The organism is Flavivirga spongiicola, from assembly GCF_030540825.1.
Taxonomy (GTDB): domain Bacteria; phylum Bacteroidota; class Bacteroidia; order Flavobacteriales; family Flavobacteriaceae; genus Flavivirga; species Flavivirga spongiicola.
Genome location: NZ_JAUOEO010000001.1, coordinates 3,378,116 through 3,394,512 on the forward strand (window position 1 = coordinate 3,378,116; position 16,397 = coordinate 3,394,512).

Below are 16,397 nucleotides of genomic sequence, written 5' to 3' on the forward strand. Positions count from 1 at the left end.
AATTTTTATTATGGATACTAATGCTGTTTATTTTAATGCCAATAAAGCGACCTGGAATGATAAAGTAAAAGTACATGCTAAAAGCGATATGTATGATTTAGATGCTTTTAAGAAAGGTAAATCTTCTTTAATGCCTTATGAGTTAGAAGCTTTAGGAAATGTAAAAGGTAAATCGCTTCTACATTTACAATGTCATTTTGGGCAGGATACATTAAGTTGGAGCAGGTTAGGAGCCAAATCTACTGGTGTCGATTTAAGCGATGAAGGTATTAAGTTAGCACAAAGTTTAAATACGGAATTAAACTTAGATGCTGAATTTGTTTGCTGTAATGTTTTAAATACGTCAGATTTTATAAAAGATACATTTGATATTGTTTTTACAAGTTATGGGGTGATTGGATGGTTACCCGATTTAAAACCCTGGGGACAAATGATTGCTGAACGTTTAAAAAAAGGTGGTACATTTTTTATGGCAGAATTTCACCCTATAGTTTGGATGTTTGATTATTTAGAAGATAAACCGTTTATGAAATATGGTTATATGCAAACCGATGTCATTTATGAGGAATATGAAGGGACTTATGCAAATCAAGAATCAAAGATGGTGAGTAAAGAATATGGATGGAATCATGGTTTGGGTGAAGTGATTTCTGCTTTAACTGAAGCGGGTTTGCATATAGAGTATTTAAAGGAATATGATGAAAGCCCCTATGATGTTTTGCCGGATTTAGAGAAAACCGAATCAGGTATGTATGTTACTAAGGATAAATTATATCCATTGATTTTTACATTGAAAGCAACTAAAAGATAAGATTACTTTACCTAAATTCAACGTTTAATTAAGTTTATGTCTGGTCGAGCCTTTTGACTCCGCTCAAGACAGGCTAGATCGATATACCTATTTTATGAAATTGTAAGCTAACAACCTTTCACTTGTAGCTTCATTTTATATTGCAATAATGTTAGAGGAGACAAATAGCAATAAGATTCAGATTTATAATGTTGTGTTTAATGATTATCTTTTAATAGTTCAGGGAATTTAGCTTTAAACCTATTTAATCTGGGGATAGATACATTTCTTATATAGCTATTGTTAGGGTGTAATCTTTCATAATTTTGATGATAATCTTCGGCAATCCAAAATTTTTGAAACGGATAGACTTCAGCGGCAATTTTAGCACCCAATTTTTTTGCTAAAGCTTCTTTTTTCTTTAAAATAATTTGTTTTTGTACCTCATTTTGATAAAAAATAATAGAACGGTATTGAGAGCCTCTATCATTACCTTGTCCGTTTACTTGTGTTACGTTTTGTGACCCAAAATACACATCAACCAAAGTTTCAAAATTGACAATTTTGGGGTCGTAAATAATTTCAACAGCTTCAGCATGTCCTGTTCTTCCTGTGTTACTTCCTGCATAAGTTGGGTTTTTTGTATGTCCGCCAGAATATCCAGAAATGGATTCTTCAACGCCTTTTACACTTTCATAAATCGCTTCTACACACCAAAAACAACCACTGGCAAAATAAGCTCTGGCTTTTCCATTTTGTAATGAAACTTCAATAGGTTCTGCATTAATGACTGCTTGTTGTTTTGAGTTGACTTGTGCTGTATTGTGACAATTAAATAATAGTACAAAAGCAAAAAAGACGATCCATTTTTTCATAGCGATAATTTTTCTTTTTTTAATAGACGTATAAAAATACGAAACCTTAAATAGTTTTGTTTTTATTTATAAAATAGCATTAAAAGTACTATGCATAATTTCTTATATTGTACAAACAAATTTTTTATATTAACTATGTTAATAGTCAGAAAACAAAAGCTATATATAACTATTACTAATCATAATAAAATTATTTAAACAAAGTATGAAGAAACTTTTATCTATCTTAGTTATTCTGGGGTGTTCAACCTCAATGTTTGCCCAAAATGATGTATTATGTGGAATAGATGGTATACATAAAAAGTTAATGAAAATAGATGCTTCTTACAAAGCAAGGTTTGAAGACAATGAGAAAAAAGTCAGAAATAAAATATTAACCAATAAGGCTAACAAAAAATTAAGTACAACTCAATATACAATTCCAGTGGTTGTACATGTTATTCATTTAGGAGAATCGGTTGGAACAGGAACAAATATTAGCGACGCTCAAATTCAAAGCGCCATTGATAATTTGAATACTGCTTATTCTGGATCAGGAAGTTACATAACCGATATGAACATTGATTTTGTATTAGCGAAAAGAGATGGAGATTGTAATCCTTCAACTGGTATTATTAGAGTTGATGGCTCTGGCACATCAGATTATGCTACACAGGGACTCACCTATAATGGTGTAGGTAGTGATAATGAGCTGTTAATAAAAGATCTTAGTAGATACCCTAGAGACGAATTTTATAATATATGGATTGTTAGTGAAATTAATAATAACGGAGCTGGTTCTGGTTTACAGGGATTTGCTTATTTTCCAGGATCAAGTTATAATCTTGATGGAGCAGTAATATTATATAATGCTTTTGGTTATGACCCTAGTGGGGTTCTAGGTTATGAATTAAAATCATACACAGATAGTAACGCTATTGCAATACATGAAATGGGGCATGCTTTTAGATTATACCATACTTTTAAAGGTGATGATTCAAATAATGATGATACAGCAGATCAATGTCCTGTAAACACAGATCCTAGTAGTGATGGTGATGCTTGTGCGGATACAGATCCACATAGGAGAAATGATGGGAATTGTGGCAGCTCAGGAGAAACATGTGCAGGAGCAGGAACAGATTTAGGAGATGTGGTAACCAATTTTATGGCCTATTCTAATGAAAGTTGTCAGGTTAAGTTTTCTAATGATCAAAGAGAAAGAGCAAGAACTGCTTTGGAAACTACAAGATGGTCTTTAATAAATTCTTCTGGAGGTGAAACACCTACTACTTCAATACCTACAACTACATTATCTTCCACACCTGTAACTCAAAACCTAGCTTTTGGTTCTGGTGTAGGCATACATGGACTGACCTTAGATACTACAACTTATAGTTCTGGTAGTGCTGCTTACGATGGAGGCTATCATGAAAATGCATGTAGTCATTTTGATATAAGTAGTAGCAATACATATGATATTACTGTGAGAACTGGGGGAGTTAATGTTGAAAATGTAAAAGTTTATATTGATTATAATAATGATGGTGATTTTGTTGATGCAGAGGAAGAAATATTTAGTAGTGTATCTATAGATGAAACGCATACAGGTACTTTTACAGTGCCTGCTATATCGTCAAATGTAATTGCAAATACGCCATTATGGGTAAGGGTAATTAGTGATTATGCGCCTTTGTCAACGAATGTTATAACAGGACCAGATTATTCTCCTAACCTTGGACAGGTTGAAGATTTCCCAGTAGTAATTTCTAGTTCTTTAAGTGTAAATGAAAATGAATTATTCAATGATTTATTAAAAATATTCCCTAATCCAACTTATGGTGAGTTTATTTTAAATTATAACGGAGGCTTAAATTTAGAACAGTTAAGTGTTTATAATATTATAGGTAAGGAAGTAACTTCAGTATCGTTAAAGGGGTTTGCCAAGAGTAAAAAGATTGATTTGTCAAATATTGAGGCTGGTGTATATTTTGTTACAATTAAATCAAGAGAATTAAAAGTGACTAAAAAGATTATTATAAAATAAAAAAAGTTATTAAATAAAAAAACCTTCAATATTGAAGGTTTTTTTATTTAAATTTATAATGGATTATAGTTTTGAAAACATTTTTTCCATTTTTGCTTTTTGTTCTTCAGCTAAAGCGGCATCTACCAAAATTCTACCACTATGCTCATCTGTAATTACTTTTTTACGAGAAGCAATTTCTACCTGTACTTGCGGTGGTATTGTAAAGAAAGACCCTCCTGAAGCACCTCTTTCAATTGGCACAACAGCTAAACCGTTTTTAACATTTACACGAATTCTATTATAAGCAGCTACTAAACGCTCTTCAATTTGAGTTTTGTAAGCTTCCGATTTTTCGATTAAAGCTTGCTCTTCTTTTTCAGTTTCAGATAAAATGGCATCTAACTCACCTTTTTTGTGCTTTAAATGCGTTTCACGCTCTTTTAAACGGCCTTTCGTCTCAGCAATGACTTCTTTTTTCTGCTCAATTTGAACCTTAAATTCTTTAATATGTTTTTCAGCTAGTTCAATTTCTAATTCTTGAAATTCAACTTCTTTAGTTAAAGAATTATATTCTCTGTTATTTCTAACATTTTTTTGTTGCTCACTGTACTTCTTTATTAAAGCTTTAGATTCTTCAATAAGGTTTTTCTTTGAAGTAATATCATTATCGATTACTTCTAAACTTGCAACAAGTTTTTCTAATCTTATGTTTAGTCCAGCAACTTCATCTTCTAAATCACGAACTTCTAAAGGAAGTTCTCCACGAACATTTCTGATTTCATCTATACGAGAATCGATTAGTTGTAAATCGTATAAAGCTCTTAAGCGCTCTTCTACAGTTACTTCTTTCTTTTTAGCCATACTTTAAAAATACTTAACAGGATTGGTAGTTATCTTTGATAAAACGACTGCAAAATTAGTGATTTTTTTTGTAAGATATACTACTAAAAAGTTTTTTGTGAACTGTTCGCTTTCATAATGCCCTATATCTGCCAAAAGAATGCGGTTTTCTGCAGTAAAAAAGTCATGATATTTTAAATCTGAAGTTATAAAGACATCAGCACCAGATGCTTTAGCTGATTCAATGGCAAAACTACCAGACCCTCCCAAAACGGCTATTCTTTTTATTGGTTTGTTTAAAAATGAAGAATGTCTAATACATGCTGTATTCATTTTTGTTTTTAAATAATTTAAGAAACTAGATTCGTCCATGGGTTCTTTTAATTCACCAATCATACCCATACCAATGCTTTGGTTTTTATTTTCAATAGTGGTTATTTCATAAGCAACTTCTTCATAGCTATGTGAATCAAAAAGAGTTTTGATAACTTTTGATTCTAAATGTTTAGCGTATGTAATCGTAATTTTAGTTTCTATTTCGGTATGTGTTTTTCCTTTTTCTCCTTTTGTTGGGTTGGAGCTTTCATTACCATTAAAGGTACCATAACCTTCTACATTAAAACTACAATCGTTATAATTGCCAATGCTTCCTGCTCCTACATTAAATATAGCAGTTCGTAATTTTTCAGCTTCATCTTTTGGCACATAAGTAGTTAGTTTTTTAATCGTTTCAGATTGTGGAATTAAAATATGCTTATTAGTTAGTTCTAATTGATTACAAATGATATCGTTTACACCTTGCAACGCATTATCAAGAGCTGTATGCATGCTGTAAATAGCAATGTCATGTTTTATAGCTTTCATAACAACACGCTCCACATAATTCTTGCCCGTTAGTTTTTTTAAGCCTTTAAAAATAATGGGATGAAAACTAACTATAAGATTACAGTTTTCTTTTATAGCTTCATCTATAACAGCCTCGAGTGTATCTAATGTAATAAGTACACCTGTTATTTTTTCATTTTTGTTACCAACTAAAAGCCCAACATTGTCAAAATCTTCAGCGTAAGCTAATGGCGCTAATTCTTCTAAGTGGTTAATAACGTCTTGAACAATCATAGTATTTGTGTTTAAATTCAAAGATAAAATAATTACATTCGTTGTGATGAATTTTTTACGTTACATTTTGTTCCCCATTGTTCCTATTTACTATTTAGTAACATGGCTAAGGAACAAGTTATATGATTTAGGAATTAAAAAGTCTGTATCTTATAATTTTCCTGTGGTTTGTGTTGGTAATTTAAGTGTTGGAGGTACTGGAAAAACCCCTATGATTGAGTATTTAGTAGATCTTTTAAAACATGATTATCTGATAGCTACCTTAAGCCGTGGTTATAAGCGGAAAACAGAAGGGTTTCAATTGGCAAATAAGGATTCTACTGCTGAATCCATAGGGGATGAGCCTTTTCAGTTTTATAATAAGTTTAAAAAGAATATTCTGGTAGCGGTTGATGCAGACAGAAATAATGGGATTAAGCAATTACAATCCATTGATAATCAACCGGAAATTATTTTACTTGATGATGCTTTTCAGCACAGAAAGGTAAAAGCTGGATTTAATATTTTACTAACTACTTATAACAACCCGTATTTTAAAGATATTGTTTTGCCCACTGGTAATTTACGTGAGCCTAGAAACGGTGCAAAACGAGCTCATATTATTATTGTGACTAAATGTCCAAAAGATTTAGGTGATGCCGAAAAGAATGCCATCTTGCAACAAGTGAATCCAGAAAGTAACCAGCATGTGTTTTTTAGTTCAATTTGCTATTCAAATAATGTTGTTTCAAATAATACTACGAAGCCTATTGAAGATTTGGGAAATTTTACTTTGGTTACTGGTATTGCTAATGCATCTCCTTTAGTTAATTTTTTAAATGAGAAAGGTTTAAAGTTTGAACATTTAAATTTTAAAGATCATCATGAATTTTTAAAACAAGATATTCTTGATCTAAATAAAAAAGAATTGATAGTGACTACAGAAAAGGATTTTATGCGTTTAAAACAATACGAATCTTTAAGACACAAATTGTTCTATCTACCAATTAGCGTTGTCATTAATGATGAAGTTAAAATAAATAAGTTGATAAAAGATTTTTTAACTCGCATTATTCATTAGAACTTCGAAATGAAGGTTAAAATTTAAAAATACAGTAAAGCGATAGATTTTGCAGTAATTTTAATCTGTAATAGATTTTCTAATGAATAATGTGGGTTATAACTAAGCTGTAGCAGAGCGATCATTATTTGCTGCTAAAGCATTGTAAAGTTTTTTCTCGAATTCTTCTTGTTTAAATGGTTTTGGAATAATATCCGTAAAACCAGCTTCTTCAAATTCGTGCATTTTATCTTCAATGGTAACTGCAGTTAGAGCAAAAATAGTTAACTCCTTATCAAAAGATCGAACTCTTTTGGTAGCTTCCATACCACTGATGCCAGGCATATGAATATCCATTAAAATAATGTCGTACTTGTTAGCTTTAATCATTTCGACAGCTTCCTCACCATTATCTATAATATCACATTTAAGACTCATTTTAGTAAGAATCTTTTTGGTGATCATTTGATTGATTTTATTGTCTTCTACAACTAAAATCTTAACATTAGTCAAATCTAATTCACTTGTATCTCCATCAAAATAGGCCACTGTATTTTCTTTCGCTTCTTCTACAGACGTGTATTCAAGAGGTATTTCAAAGTAGAATGTTGTGCCTTTTTCTAATTCACTTTTTACGTAAATTTTTCCTTTTAAAATATCGATTAACCCTTTTACTATGGATAGCCCTAAACCTGTACCACCATATTTACGATTTATTTGAATAGAGCCCTGTGAAAAGCTCTCAAACATATTGTCCTGTTTTTCTTGGCTAATACCAATACCATTATCTTCTACTTCAAAACGCAAGGAATAAACACTTTCTTTTTCTTCTATTTTATAAACTCTAATCCAAATATCACCATCTTTAGTAAACTTGATAGAGTTACCAATTAAATTAATAAGAATTTGAGAAATTTTTAATTGATCAGCAATGAAGTTTTCCGGTAAATCAGAATCGTACTCAAAATGAATTTTAATATTGTTATCTAACGCTGAATTGTTAAGTGCTAAAACAATATTGTTTATTTTCTTTTTTAAGTTAAATGATTCGGGTTCAATATCAACTTTATTTGCTTCAATTTTATTTATTTGAAGAATATCGTTAATAAACGTTAAGAGATAATCTCCAGAAAATTTTAATGATTTTAAATGCTGAACTTGTTCAGGTTTTGGGTTTTCATCTAGTAGCATGTTGCTCAACCCGGTAACCGCATAAAGAGGTGTGCGTAATTCATGAGTTACTGTAGATAAGAAATTGGCTTTGGTTTTTGATGCTAATTCCGCTTTCTCTTTAGCAATAATAAGTTCTCCATTTTTTTTATGAAGCATATTATTGGTTTTAAGTCTAATGTTATTGTTTTTGTAAAGCGATAAAGTTAGTAGTGATAAAATGGTAATTAAAGCAACACTTAAAATAGAAATTAAAGTACCTAAATTTTTATCATCTTCGAATTTTTCTAATTGTTCTTCGATCTCATCATTCTTTTCTTTGGCTTGTTTTAATAAGTCTTTTGTTGCTTGATCTTGATCTTTTGAAGAATTTAAACGTATTAAGGCTCTTATGGAATCAGAAAGCTTTATATGCTTGGATAAATATATTCTAGAGAGCTCGAAATCTTCTTTATCTTGATAAATATCACTAATAACGAAGTAGCCCTCATTGAGTATACTTTTCAGGTCGTTTTTTTTAGCAATCTCCAGACCTTCATTGGCTAAGGTTAAAGCTTTTTCGTAATCATTTAATTTTCTATAAATGATACCATGATTAATTAAGGCATTACTTAGAGTTTTTTTGTATTCACCTTTTTTTGCCTGTGCCACAGATTGTTCAATAATGTCCCTTGCTTTTTCATAATCTTTTAAAAACATATAAGTTTTACCTTCACATAAAAGAACTTCGGCCAAATTTTCATTTAAACCTTCTTCTTGAAATTTTGATTTCGCTGCGGTATAAGAGTCAAGTGCTTGTTTATAATTCTTTTTTGTTAAATAAACGTCTCCAAAAATTTTATAAGATTTACCTAGATTTTTGTTATCGTTAATAATTCTTTGTACTTCAATTGCTTTATTAAGATATTTTATAGCGTTATCTTCCTTTTCAATTATGAGTTGAAGTTTTCCTTTGATAGCATAAATAATCCCAATACTTTTTTTATTATCCGATTTTTCAGCCAATTTTAAGGCTTCATCTAGATTTTTTTGAGCATCGTAATAGTTGTATTTCTCCAACTCAACTTGGGCTTGCTCCATACGATAGTTAATTTCATTTTGCCGAATCTCAGGGTCGTCATCGATTGTTTTTTGCGACGAAGCACTCAGGCTAAATAACATTACTATAATGTATATGTAGTTTTTAACTTGGGACATTTTATTAAATATTACTAGCAAATATAATTATTTTATCGACAAAATACACTTTTTTTCCGACAAATTGCATATCAAATCAATTATTCGTTTGGAATAACCAGTTTCATTATCATACCAACCTATTATTTTTACCATGTTTCCAATGACGGATGTCATGCCTGAATCAAAAATACAAGAATGTGTATTCCCAACAATATCAATTGAAACAATAGGATCTTCAGTATATTCTAAAATACCTTTATAATGATTTTTAGAAGCTTCTTTAAAAGCATTATTTATATCGGCTATTGAGACATCTTTTTTTACATTAAAAGTAATATCAGTTAAAGAACCATTTATTACTGGTACTCTTATACCACATCCCCCTATAACATCTGATAAATCGGGAAATATTTTGGTAAGTGCTTTTGCTGCTCCTGTTGTAGTAGGTACAATAGATTGACTAGCAGCTCTTGCACGGCGTAAATCGCGATGTGGTTGATCATGTAAACTTTGATCGGTGGTATAGGAATGAACTGTAGTAATATAAGCCTGATTAATACCACAAAGCTTATTGACGATATCAATCATAGGAGCTGCATTATTAGTAGTACATGATGCATTAGAAATTATAGCTTCAGAGCCATCTATACTACAGTCGTTAACGCCCCGAACAATTGTTTTTATACTGTCTTCTGAAGGAGGAACACTTAAAATAACTGATTTAGCACCATTGTTTATGTGATTTTGTAGTTCTGAAGTTGTTTTGAATTTTCCAGTAGCTTCAATAACAAAATCTATATTATATGGTCTCCAATTGGTTGTTTTAGGATGATTATTATTTAGTAAAGGAATTTTTTCTTCATTTACAATAATGTTATTATCGTCGTATGATACTGTACCTTTAAATAATCCATGAACACTATCATATTTAAGAAGATGGCTCAAAGTTTTAGTATCTGCTAAATCATTAATAGCGACAACTCTTATGTTTTTATAATCTTGAAGTAATCTAAAAACACGCCTACCTATTCTACCAAACCCATTGATTGAAACAGTAATCATAATTAATTGATGTGTTTTTGTGCTCGGTAAGAAGATCTTACTAAAGCACTACTTTCAACATGGCGGAAACCTAATTCAAGACCAATGTCTTCATACTCTTTAAATTGATCAGGATTTATAAACTGTTTTACCGGTAAATGTTTTTTGCTAGGTTGTAGATATTGTCCAATAGTTACTATGTCTACGTCATTTTCTCTGAGGTCATGAAGCGTAGCGATAACCTCTTCTCTAGCTTCTCCCAAGCCAAGCATAATACCAGATTTTGTACGTCTTTGACCTTGCTGTTTCAAATATTTTAAAACACCAAGACTTCTATCGTATTGAGCTTGTATACGAACTTGACGGGTTAAACGCCTAACAGTTTCAATATTATGAGACACAACTTCTGGGGCTACATCAATAATTCTGTCTACATGTTGTTCAATGCCTTGAAAATCAGGAATTAAAGTTTCAAGAGTCGTTTCAGGATTCATTCTACGTACCGCTTTAACGGTTTCAGACCACATAATACTTCCCATATCTTTTAAATCATCTCTATCAACACTTGTTAAAACAGCATGTTTAATTTTCATGATTTTTATAGACCGTGCTACTTTTTCAGGTTCATCCCAATCTACAGTTTCTGGTCTTCCGGTTTTTACACCGCAAAAACCGCAAGAACGCGTACAAATATTTCCTAATATCATAAACGTTGCAGTCCCTTCTCCCCAGCATTCTCCCATATTTGGGCAACTACCAGAAGTACAAATAGTATTTAGTTTATATTTATCAACTAAACCTCTAAGTTCAGTATACTTTTTACCTGTTGGAAGCTTAACACGTAACCATTTTGGTTTTGCTTGTCGCTCTGGTAATATATTTGAAGCAGTTTCCGAATTCATACATTAAAAATAAAGAGCAAAGATACAAATAATGCTTTTAAAAGTACCTTATAAAGTAGTGAGGTACCAGATACTAAATCCTATTAAAAAAGCAATTCCAAGCCAGCTTAAAATATGAAGTTGTTTTGATGGCCTCCAATTTTTAGGAGTGTGCTTGCTGGAAATTAGACGGTAATTAATAATGGCATAAAAAGGAGCTGTTATAAAGGATAAAATGGTAGCTACTTTAATAAGGAAACCCATTTCTGAAGCAAAAAAGAAAAAGATGCAAATGGTTCCAATGGCTAATAAGACTATCCAAAAGGTATAGTTGAATTTTGAAGATGTATTAAAAAGTAATTGTGTGGTTTTAGTCATGGCTCTTGGTGAAGCATCTAAGGTTGTTAGTGTAGTGCTAAACATGGTTGTAAAAGCTGCAATGCCAATGATTATATACGCCCAATCTCCCAGGCTATTTGTGTACATTTTTATTAACTGATTAGAAAATACACCGGCAGAATTACTAAATGTTTCACCGTTATTAAACATCACTAAAGCACCTAATAAAAGAAACCCAATACCTAAAATAATCGTACTTATATATCCAACATTAAAATCGAATAATGCTGATTTAGTATTGTATTTTTTCGTACCCTTCTTTTTTTCGATACACCAGAGTGATTGCCATACAGAAATATCTAAAGGAGCTGGCATCCAACCCATAAAGGCAATTAAGAAGGTTATTTCTAAAGTGTTATTTGGTAATATTTGAGTAAAAGAGATCGTGTTAGAATTATCAGATAAAGCCATACTTACAGCAATTATGGTACTAATGGTTAATGTGATAATAATAATCTTCATTAATTTATCTAATAGTTTATACTTACCAACCATTAGTAATAATAAGCAAATGGATGTAATAATAACGGTCCAGATTTCAGTACTGGTTATCACTCTATTTCCAATTTCAAAAGTTGGAAAATTACCAAAAAGAGAAGATGCTAAACCTGCAGTTACGATAGTTACTGCGGTTTGAATGGTAAACATCGTTGCTAAATTTAGCAAGAAATAAACCGCTAAAACACCCTTTCCTAATTTGTTGTAGCCATCTAATAAGCTTTCACCAGTGGCAGAGGCATAACGAGGTCCAAACTGAAAAAATGGATACTTAAATAGATTTACTAAAAGTAATGCCCAAAGTAATCCTAAACCAAAATCTGCACCTGCACGGGTAGATTGCACCAAGTGTGATACACCAATAGCTGCGCCGGCAAATAATAAACCAGGACCTAAATTTTTAAGTTTAGTAATCATTTATCTTTTTCGAATAATTTCAGCAAGTAATTTTTTTGCGCGTAGTAGTTTTACTTTGACATTATTTATAGGTTCCCCCAATTTCTGGCAGATTTCTTTATAGCTTAATTCTTGAAAATAACGTAAATTTATAACTTCCTGATAACGTGGTTTTAACTTCTTAATGTCTCGTAGAAGCTTTGCTAAATGCTGATCGGTTATTAGTATATCTTCAGGAGAGGGCGACTCATCTAAAATTTGATAAACGGATTTATCATCGTTAGAAACAATTTGAGAAATGGAGTTCTTTTCTTTCCGTAATAAATCTATGTGAATGTTTTTGGAAATGGTAATTAACCATGTTTTAAATTTATAATTATCATCAAAAGTCCCAATTTTATCGAATGCTTTAGAAAATGTTTGAATAGTAATATCTTCTGCATCATTTTCATTTTGAACGCGTTTTAATTGAAAACCATACACATCATCCCAAAAGAGATCTAATAAATAATTAAACGCTTTTTGGTCGTTTTCTTTTGCACGTTTAATGGCTTCGCTTATTTCCAATAATTAGGTTTTGATATAAGATTATTTATAAAGATAGTTAATTGTACAATAATTAAAAAAACTTCAAGGAAAGGAAGTAATACTAACAGATCATTTTCTTTTAATTTCTTTGAAGGTATTCCAAAAATAGTATATTGAATAATAATTCTAAATAAAAATAAAGCTAAAACAATTTGCCAATTATATGTTGTTATAAATAAAGCGATTGCAAAAACCCAAAATAATAATTGAGAACTGTAAATTAAGGTTAGCAAAATTTTATGCTTTAATTTATAGTACTTTGCTGTTGAAACGTGACGTCTTTTTTGTTTGAACCAATCTTTAAAAGTCGTTTTTGGAATGGATTCTGTAAAGCCATTTTTTAAAAAACAGATAGCGGTGTTCTTTTTGTTTGCTACTTGGTTAACAAATAGGTCATCATCACCAGACTGAACTTTTATATGATTAATAAAACCATTATTTTTGAAAAACTCATTTTTTGTGTAGGCTAAATTTCTTCCAACACCCATATAAGGTATCCCTAGTTTTGCAAAAGAGAAATAATGCATTGCAGTCACTAATGTTTCAAAACGGATGAGTTTGTTTAGCAAGGAGTTTTTAATTTTTGAATACCCACCATAGCCTAAAACAAGTTGTTTCTTTTTGCTAAAATGGCTACTCATATGTCTAATCCAATATTTAGAAACAGGTTTGCAGTCGGCATCAGTAAATAAAAGAAACTCATTTTTTGAAGCCTTAATGCCAAGTGTTAAAGCGTATTTTTTATTTCCCCAAAAAGTTTCGTTGTTTTTAACGTTTACAATTTTGATATTTTCATGTTGACTCGCAAATTGTTCCATGACTTTTAATGTATCATCATGAGAAGCATCATTAATTAGAACAATTTCGAAATCTGGATAGTCTTGATTTATAATCAAGGGTAAAAAGTTCTGTAAATTTTCAGCTTCATTTTTAGCACAAATAATAACTGAAATGTCGATGTTTTTCCGGGATTTTTTTTCTTGCTTAAGAAGCGTAAACTTTATGAAGAAAAAAATATAAAAGATTGCTTGAATAACAACTACAGCAATAAATGCGTAGAAAATAAAATCAAGAAATATCATAAATGACTATGAATGTTGAGGTTCATTACAATCAGCAAATTGGTCTGGAGTTTTTCCACAGAAACCACAAGCTTCACCTTCTTTGTTAAGGACTGGGTTCTGACTTGCACAAGTACCAGCAAACTTGCCGTCTTTTTTTGCCCAAATTTTAATAGCAATTCCAGCAATTCCTAACCCTAATAAAATGATAGTTATTAAAAAAAGTTCCATTATGAATTATTTTTTACAAAGATAATGCTTTTCATTAAAAATGATGCTGAATATAGTGAGGATATGTATGGAGTGACGAATTCCATTATTTCGTGTCTAATGTAGGGTACTAACTAATTAAATTAATATTTATGAAAAAATTATTTGCAGAATTTTTTGGAACATTTTGGCTTGTTTTTGGAGGCTGTGGTAGCGCTGTTTTTGCAGCGGGTTATCCAGGGTTAGGAATAGGTTTTGTTGGTGTGGCACTAGCGTTTGGACTTACCGTATTAACGATGGCTTATGCTGTGGGGCATATTTCTGGCGGACATTTTAACCCTGCGGTATCTCTTGGTTTATGGGCAGGAGGGAAGTTTGAAGCTAAAGATTTGTTAGGCTATATTATAGCACAATTAATAGGTGCTGTGGCAGCTGCAGGAGCATTGTATTTAATAGTAACAAACAAATCTGATTTTGTTACTATTGGAGGTTTTGCAGCTAATGGTTATGGTGATTTATCACCAGATGGCTATTCTATGACGGCTGCATTAATAGCAGAGTTTTTATTAACGGCTTTTTTCTTATTAATTATTTTAGGAAGTACTCACGTTAGAGCTCCTAAAGGGTTCGCTCCGATTGCTATTGGTTTAGGCTTAACATTAATACATTTAATAAGCATTCCAATAACAAATACATCTGTTAACCCAGCGCGTTCTACGAGTCAGGCTTTATTTGCAGAAGGTGCCTTTACTTCTCAACTTTGGTTATTTTGGTTAGCCCCAATTGCAGGCGCTATTGTAGCAGGTCTTATACATAAGACATTATTTGATAAAGAATAATTATATCATTTTAAATGAGTAAATTAACCATAACAAAAAAGCCTCGTTTTAATTACTAAAACGAGGCTTTTTATATGGTGTTAATATTATTGTTGTAAGCTAATCGCTGCTACTGTATTTTCCATAGAAGCTATCGTGTTTCCTCCTTTTGGTTCAATAGTAATATTTAAAGCAAGCGCATTTTCAGCGTACGGAATAGACATAAGTTGTCTGTCAGATTCACTTAAAATACCTAAACTGACCATTTTACCTTGCAAATCAGCCCATATTTGGTAGCATTGCTCCTCTGGTAATTGAGGTAATGAAACCACATCAATCATCGATGTTTTTTCTTTTGGATTTATGTAAGCAACCGTTTTTAAGTCTTTAGCTCTTTCATTTCCTTTGATGATGTATTTTTCGGTTTCTGGATTATTAAGCTTTAATAATTGTCTCATGACATTATCAAGCATCAAATTGTTTTTTGCAATATCACTTCGTAAATCAAAAATTTCATCAACCACTATTTGGTTTTCTTGAGATAGTTTTCGTTTTTGAGAATAGAAATGATAAGAAGTACCAGCAAAAATTAAAGCAGCAATACTAGCTGCTACACTAAATTTATACCACGATTTGTATTTCTTTCGCGTATTTAAATTAACAACTGGTTTTTCATCAAGTTCCTCTAAAATATTATTTAAAATATTTTTAGGGGCTTCAACTGCATTACTTTTAGCTACAATTTCTAAATTGTATTGTAATGTGTTGTATGCGTTCTGTACTTCTGGATATTTTGAAATATAAGATTCAACCATTTCTGTTTCCACAGTAGTAGTTTCACCTAATAGATATTTTTCTAAAAGGCCAGAATTTAAAAAAGTAGTTATTTTCTCATTCATGACTTTGTTTAGTTAAGGATTATAAATTTTTTTCAATTCACGTAATCCAATTTTTAATCTTGATTTTATAGTTCCCAGCGGAATATCTAATTCATCACTGGCTTCTTGTTGTGTCATACCCTCAAAAAAGAGTGCATTAATGACTATTTGATATTTTTTATCAAGTGTATTTAGATGGGTTTTTATATCTAAAACATCTTGATTTAATTCGTTCGATGTTATTTTATATACGGATGAAGTCTCTATTTGGACTTCTTTACCACTTTTGTTTTTTTGAGATCTAACTTTGTCTATAGCAGTATTGTAAGCAATTCTATATAGCCAGGTAAATAATTTAGCTTTGTTAGAATCGTATTTTTTTGCATATCTCCATATTTTCACAAAGCTTTCTTGCAGTACATCTTGTGCTGTATCATCATCTGGTATTATTTTTTTGATGACACCAAACAGCGAATCTGAGTAGCTTTCATAAAGTAGAGTAATGGCTTTTTTATCGCCATTTTCTAGGAAGTGAATTATTTCTTTTTCTGTAGATGAAATCAAAGTGAATTTGGTTTTAACTATAAATCGATTTGGTCGTAATTAT

The 16,397-nt window shown here is 31.2% G+C and carries 16 protein-coding genes; 4 read left to right on the forward strand and 12 right to left on the reverse strand.

The genetic code is table 11. The features are described 5' to 3' along the window. Positions 1-10 precede the first annotated feature (10 nt). On the forward strand, positions 11-811 hold the full coding sequence (locus tag Q4Q47_RS13575) for a class I SAM-dependent methyltransferase (protein WP_303307192.1): 801 nt from the start codon (positions 11-13) through the stop codon (positions 809-811). Between the two features lie 197 nt (positions 812-1,008). Here Q4Q47_RS13575 and msrA read toward each other — a convergent pair whose 3' ends face one another. Next, the gene (gene msrA / locus Q4Q47_RS13580) at positions 1,009-1,665 is read right to left on the reverse strand and encodes a peptide-methionine (S)-S-oxide reductase MsrA (protein WP_303307193.1); all 657 of its coding nucleotides are present in this window, start codon (positions 1,663-1,665) and stop codon (positions 1,009-1,011) included. A gap of 205 nt (positions 1,666-1,870) precedes the next feature. Here msrA and Q4Q47_RS13585 point away from each other — a divergent pair, with 205 nt between their 5' ends. After that, a complete protein-coding gene (locus tag Q4Q47_RS13585; protein WP_303307194.1) occupies positions 1,871-3,691 on the forward strand; it encodes a zinc-dependent metalloprotease in 1,821 nt (606 codons plus the stop codon). A gap of 63 nt (positions 3,692-3,754) precedes the next feature. On the opposite strand, the gene Q4Q47_RS13590 is transcribed toward Q4Q47_RS13585, so the two are convergent. Together Q4Q47_RS13590 and Q4Q47_RS13595 are read right to left on the reverse strand one after the other, a co-directional pair. After that, positions 3,755-4,534, reverse strand: coding sequence for a zinc ribbon domain-containing protein (locus tag Q4Q47_RS13590; RefSeq protein WP_303307195.1), 780 nt, complete (start codon positions 4,532-4,534; stop codon positions 3,755-3,757). A 3-nt stretch (positions 4,535-4,537) separates the two neighbouring features. Next, entirely contained in the window at positions 4,538-5,632 is a 1,095-nt protein-coding gene (locus Q4Q47_RS13595) for a Nif3-like dinuclear metal center hexameric protein (RefSeq protein ID WP_303307196.1), read from the reverse strand. 46 nt (positions 5,633-5,678) lie between these two features. Here Q4Q47_RS13595 and lpxK point away from each other — a divergent pair, with 46 nt between their 5' ends. Further along, complete coding sequence (gene lpxK / locus Q4Q47_RS13600) at positions 5,679-6,692, forward strand: tetraacyldisaccharide 4'-kinase (protein WP_303307197.1); 1,014 nt, start codon at positions 5,679-5,681, stop codon at positions 6,690-6,692. A gap of 102 nt (positions 6,693-6,794) precedes the next feature. On the opposite strand, the gene Q4Q47_RS13605 is transcribed toward lpxK, so the two are convergent. From Q4Q47_RS13605 to Q4Q47_RS13635, 7 genes are all read right to left on the reverse strand, one after another. After that, positions 6,795-9,002 carry an ATP-binding protein gene (locus tag Q4Q47_RS13605; protein WP_303307198.1) on the reverse strand — a complete coding sequence of 736 codons (2,208 nt, stop codon included), beginning with the start codon at positions 9,000-9,002 and terminating at the stop codon, positions 6,795-6,797. 63 nt (positions 9,003-9,065) lie between these two features. After that, a complete protein-coding gene (gene gap, locus Q4Q47_RS13610; RefSeq protein WP_303307199.1) occupies positions 9,066-10,082 on the reverse strand; it encodes a type I glyceraldehyde-3-phosphate dehydrogenase in 1,017 nt (338 codons plus the stop codon). Between the two features lie 2 nt (positions 10,083-10,084). Continuing rightward, positions 10,085-10,963, reverse strand: coding sequence for a lipoyl synthase (gene lipA, locus Q4Q47_RS13615; protein ID WP_303307200.1), 879 nt, complete (start codon positions 10,961-10,963; stop codon positions 10,085-10,087). A 48-nt stretch (positions 10,964-11,011) separates the two neighbouring features. Then, a complete protein-coding gene (locus Q4Q47_RS13620; RefSeq protein ID WP_303307201.1) occupies positions 11,012-12,256 on the reverse strand; it encodes an Nramp family divalent metal transporter in 1,245 nt (414 codons plus the stop codon). Next, positions 12,257-12,802, reverse strand: a complete 546-nt coding sequence (locus tag Q4Q47_RS13625) for an RNA polymerase sigma factor (protein WP_303307202.1) — start codon at positions 12,800-12,802, stop codon at positions 12,257-12,259. It abuts the gene before it with no gap. Continuing rightward, positions 12,793-13,905, reverse strand: coding sequence for a glycosyltransferase (locus Q4Q47_RS13630; RefSeq protein ID WP_303307203.1), 1,113 nt, complete (start codon positions 13,903-13,905; stop codon positions 12,793-12,795). Before Q4Q47_RS13630 ends, Q4Q47_RS13625 begins: the two co-directional genes overlap by 10 nt. Before the next feature lie 6 nt (positions 13,906-13,911). After that, the gene (locus tag Q4Q47_RS13635) at positions 13,912-14,115 is read right to left on the reverse strand and encodes a membrane or secreted protein (RefSeq protein WP_303307204.1); all 204 of its coding nucleotides are present in this window, start codon (positions 14,113-14,115) and stop codon (positions 13,912-13,914) included. A gap of 131 nt (positions 14,116-14,246) precedes the next feature. On the opposite strand from Q4Q47_RS13635, the gene aqpZ reads away from it, so the two are divergent. After that, positions 14,247-14,933, forward strand: coding sequence for an aquaporin Z (aqpZ, locus tag Q4Q47_RS13640; protein ID WP_303307205.1), 687 nt, complete (start codon positions 14,247-14,249; stop codon positions 14,931-14,933). 86 nt (positions 14,934-15,019) lie between these two features. Here the strand turns inward: aqpZ and Q4Q47_RS13645 are convergent, their stop codons facing one another. Both Q4Q47_RS13645 and Q4Q47_RS13650 read right to left on the reverse strand, forming a co-directional pair. Next, positions 15,020-15,811, reverse strand: coding sequence for an anti-sigma factor (locus tag Q4Q47_RS13645; RefSeq protein WP_303307206.1), 792 nt, complete (start codon positions 15,809-15,811; stop codon positions 15,020-15,022). A gap of 12 nt (positions 15,812-15,823) precedes the next feature. After that, entirely contained in the window at positions 15,824-16,354 is a 531-nt protein-coding gene (locus Q4Q47_RS13650) for an RNA polymerase sigma factor (RefSeq protein WP_303307207.1), read from the reverse strand. Positions 16,355-16,397 lie beyond the last annotated feature (43 nt).

Coding starts and splice junctions, on each gene's coding strand:
- Q4Q47_RS13575 (WP_303307192.1), top strand. CDS start 11: ATGGATACTAATGCTGTTTATTTTAATGCCAATAAAGCGACCTGGAAT.
- msrA (WP_303307193.1), bottom strand. CDS start 1,665: ATGAAAAAATGGATCGTCTTTTTTGCTTTTGTACTATTATTTAATTGT.
- Q4Q47_RS13585 (WP_303307194.1), top strand. CDS start 1,871: ATGAAGAAACTTTTATCTATCTTAGTTATTCTGGGGTGTTCAACCTCA.
- Q4Q47_RS13590 (WP_303307195.1), bottom strand. CDS start 4,534: ATGGCTAAAAAGAAAGAAGTAACTGTAGAAGAGCGCTTAAGAGCTTTA.
- Q4Q47_RS13595 (WP_303307196.1), bottom strand. CDS start 5,632: ATGATTGTTCAAGACGTTATTAACCACTTAGAAGAATTAGCGCCATTA.
- lpxK (WP_303307197.1), top strand. CDS start 5,679: ATGAATTTTTTACGTTACATTTTGTTCCCCATTGTTCCTATTTACTAT.
- Q4Q47_RS13605 (WP_303307198.1), bottom strand. CDS start 9,002: ATGTTATTTAGCCTGAGTGCTTCGTCGCAAAAAACAATCGATGACGAC.
- gap (WP_303307199.1), bottom strand. CDS start 10,082: ATGATTACTGTTTCAATCAATGGGTTTGGTAGAATAGGTAGGCGTGTT.
- lipA (WP_303307200.1), bottom strand. CDS start 10,963: ATGAATTCGGAAACTGCTTCAAATATATTACCAGAGCGACAAGCAAAA.
- Q4Q47_RS13620 (WP_303307201.1), bottom strand. CDS start 12,256: ATGATTACTAAACTTAAAAATTTAGGTCCTGGTTTATTATTTGCCGGC.
- Q4Q47_RS13630 (WP_303307203.1), bottom strand. CDS start 13,905: ATGATATTTCTTGATTTTATTTTCTACGCATTTATTGCTGTAGTTGTT.
- Q4Q47_RS13635 (WP_303307204.1), bottom strand. CDS start 14,115: ATGGAACTTTTTTTAATAACTATCATTTTATTAGGGTTAGGAATTGCT.
- aqpZ (WP_303307205.1), top strand. CDS start 14,247: ATGAAAAAATTATTTGCAGAATTTTTTGGAACATTTTGGCTTGTTTTT.
- Q4Q47_RS13645 (WP_303307206.1), bottom strand. CDS start 15,811: ATGAATGAGAAAATAACTACTTTTTTAAATTCTGGCCTTTTAGAAAAA.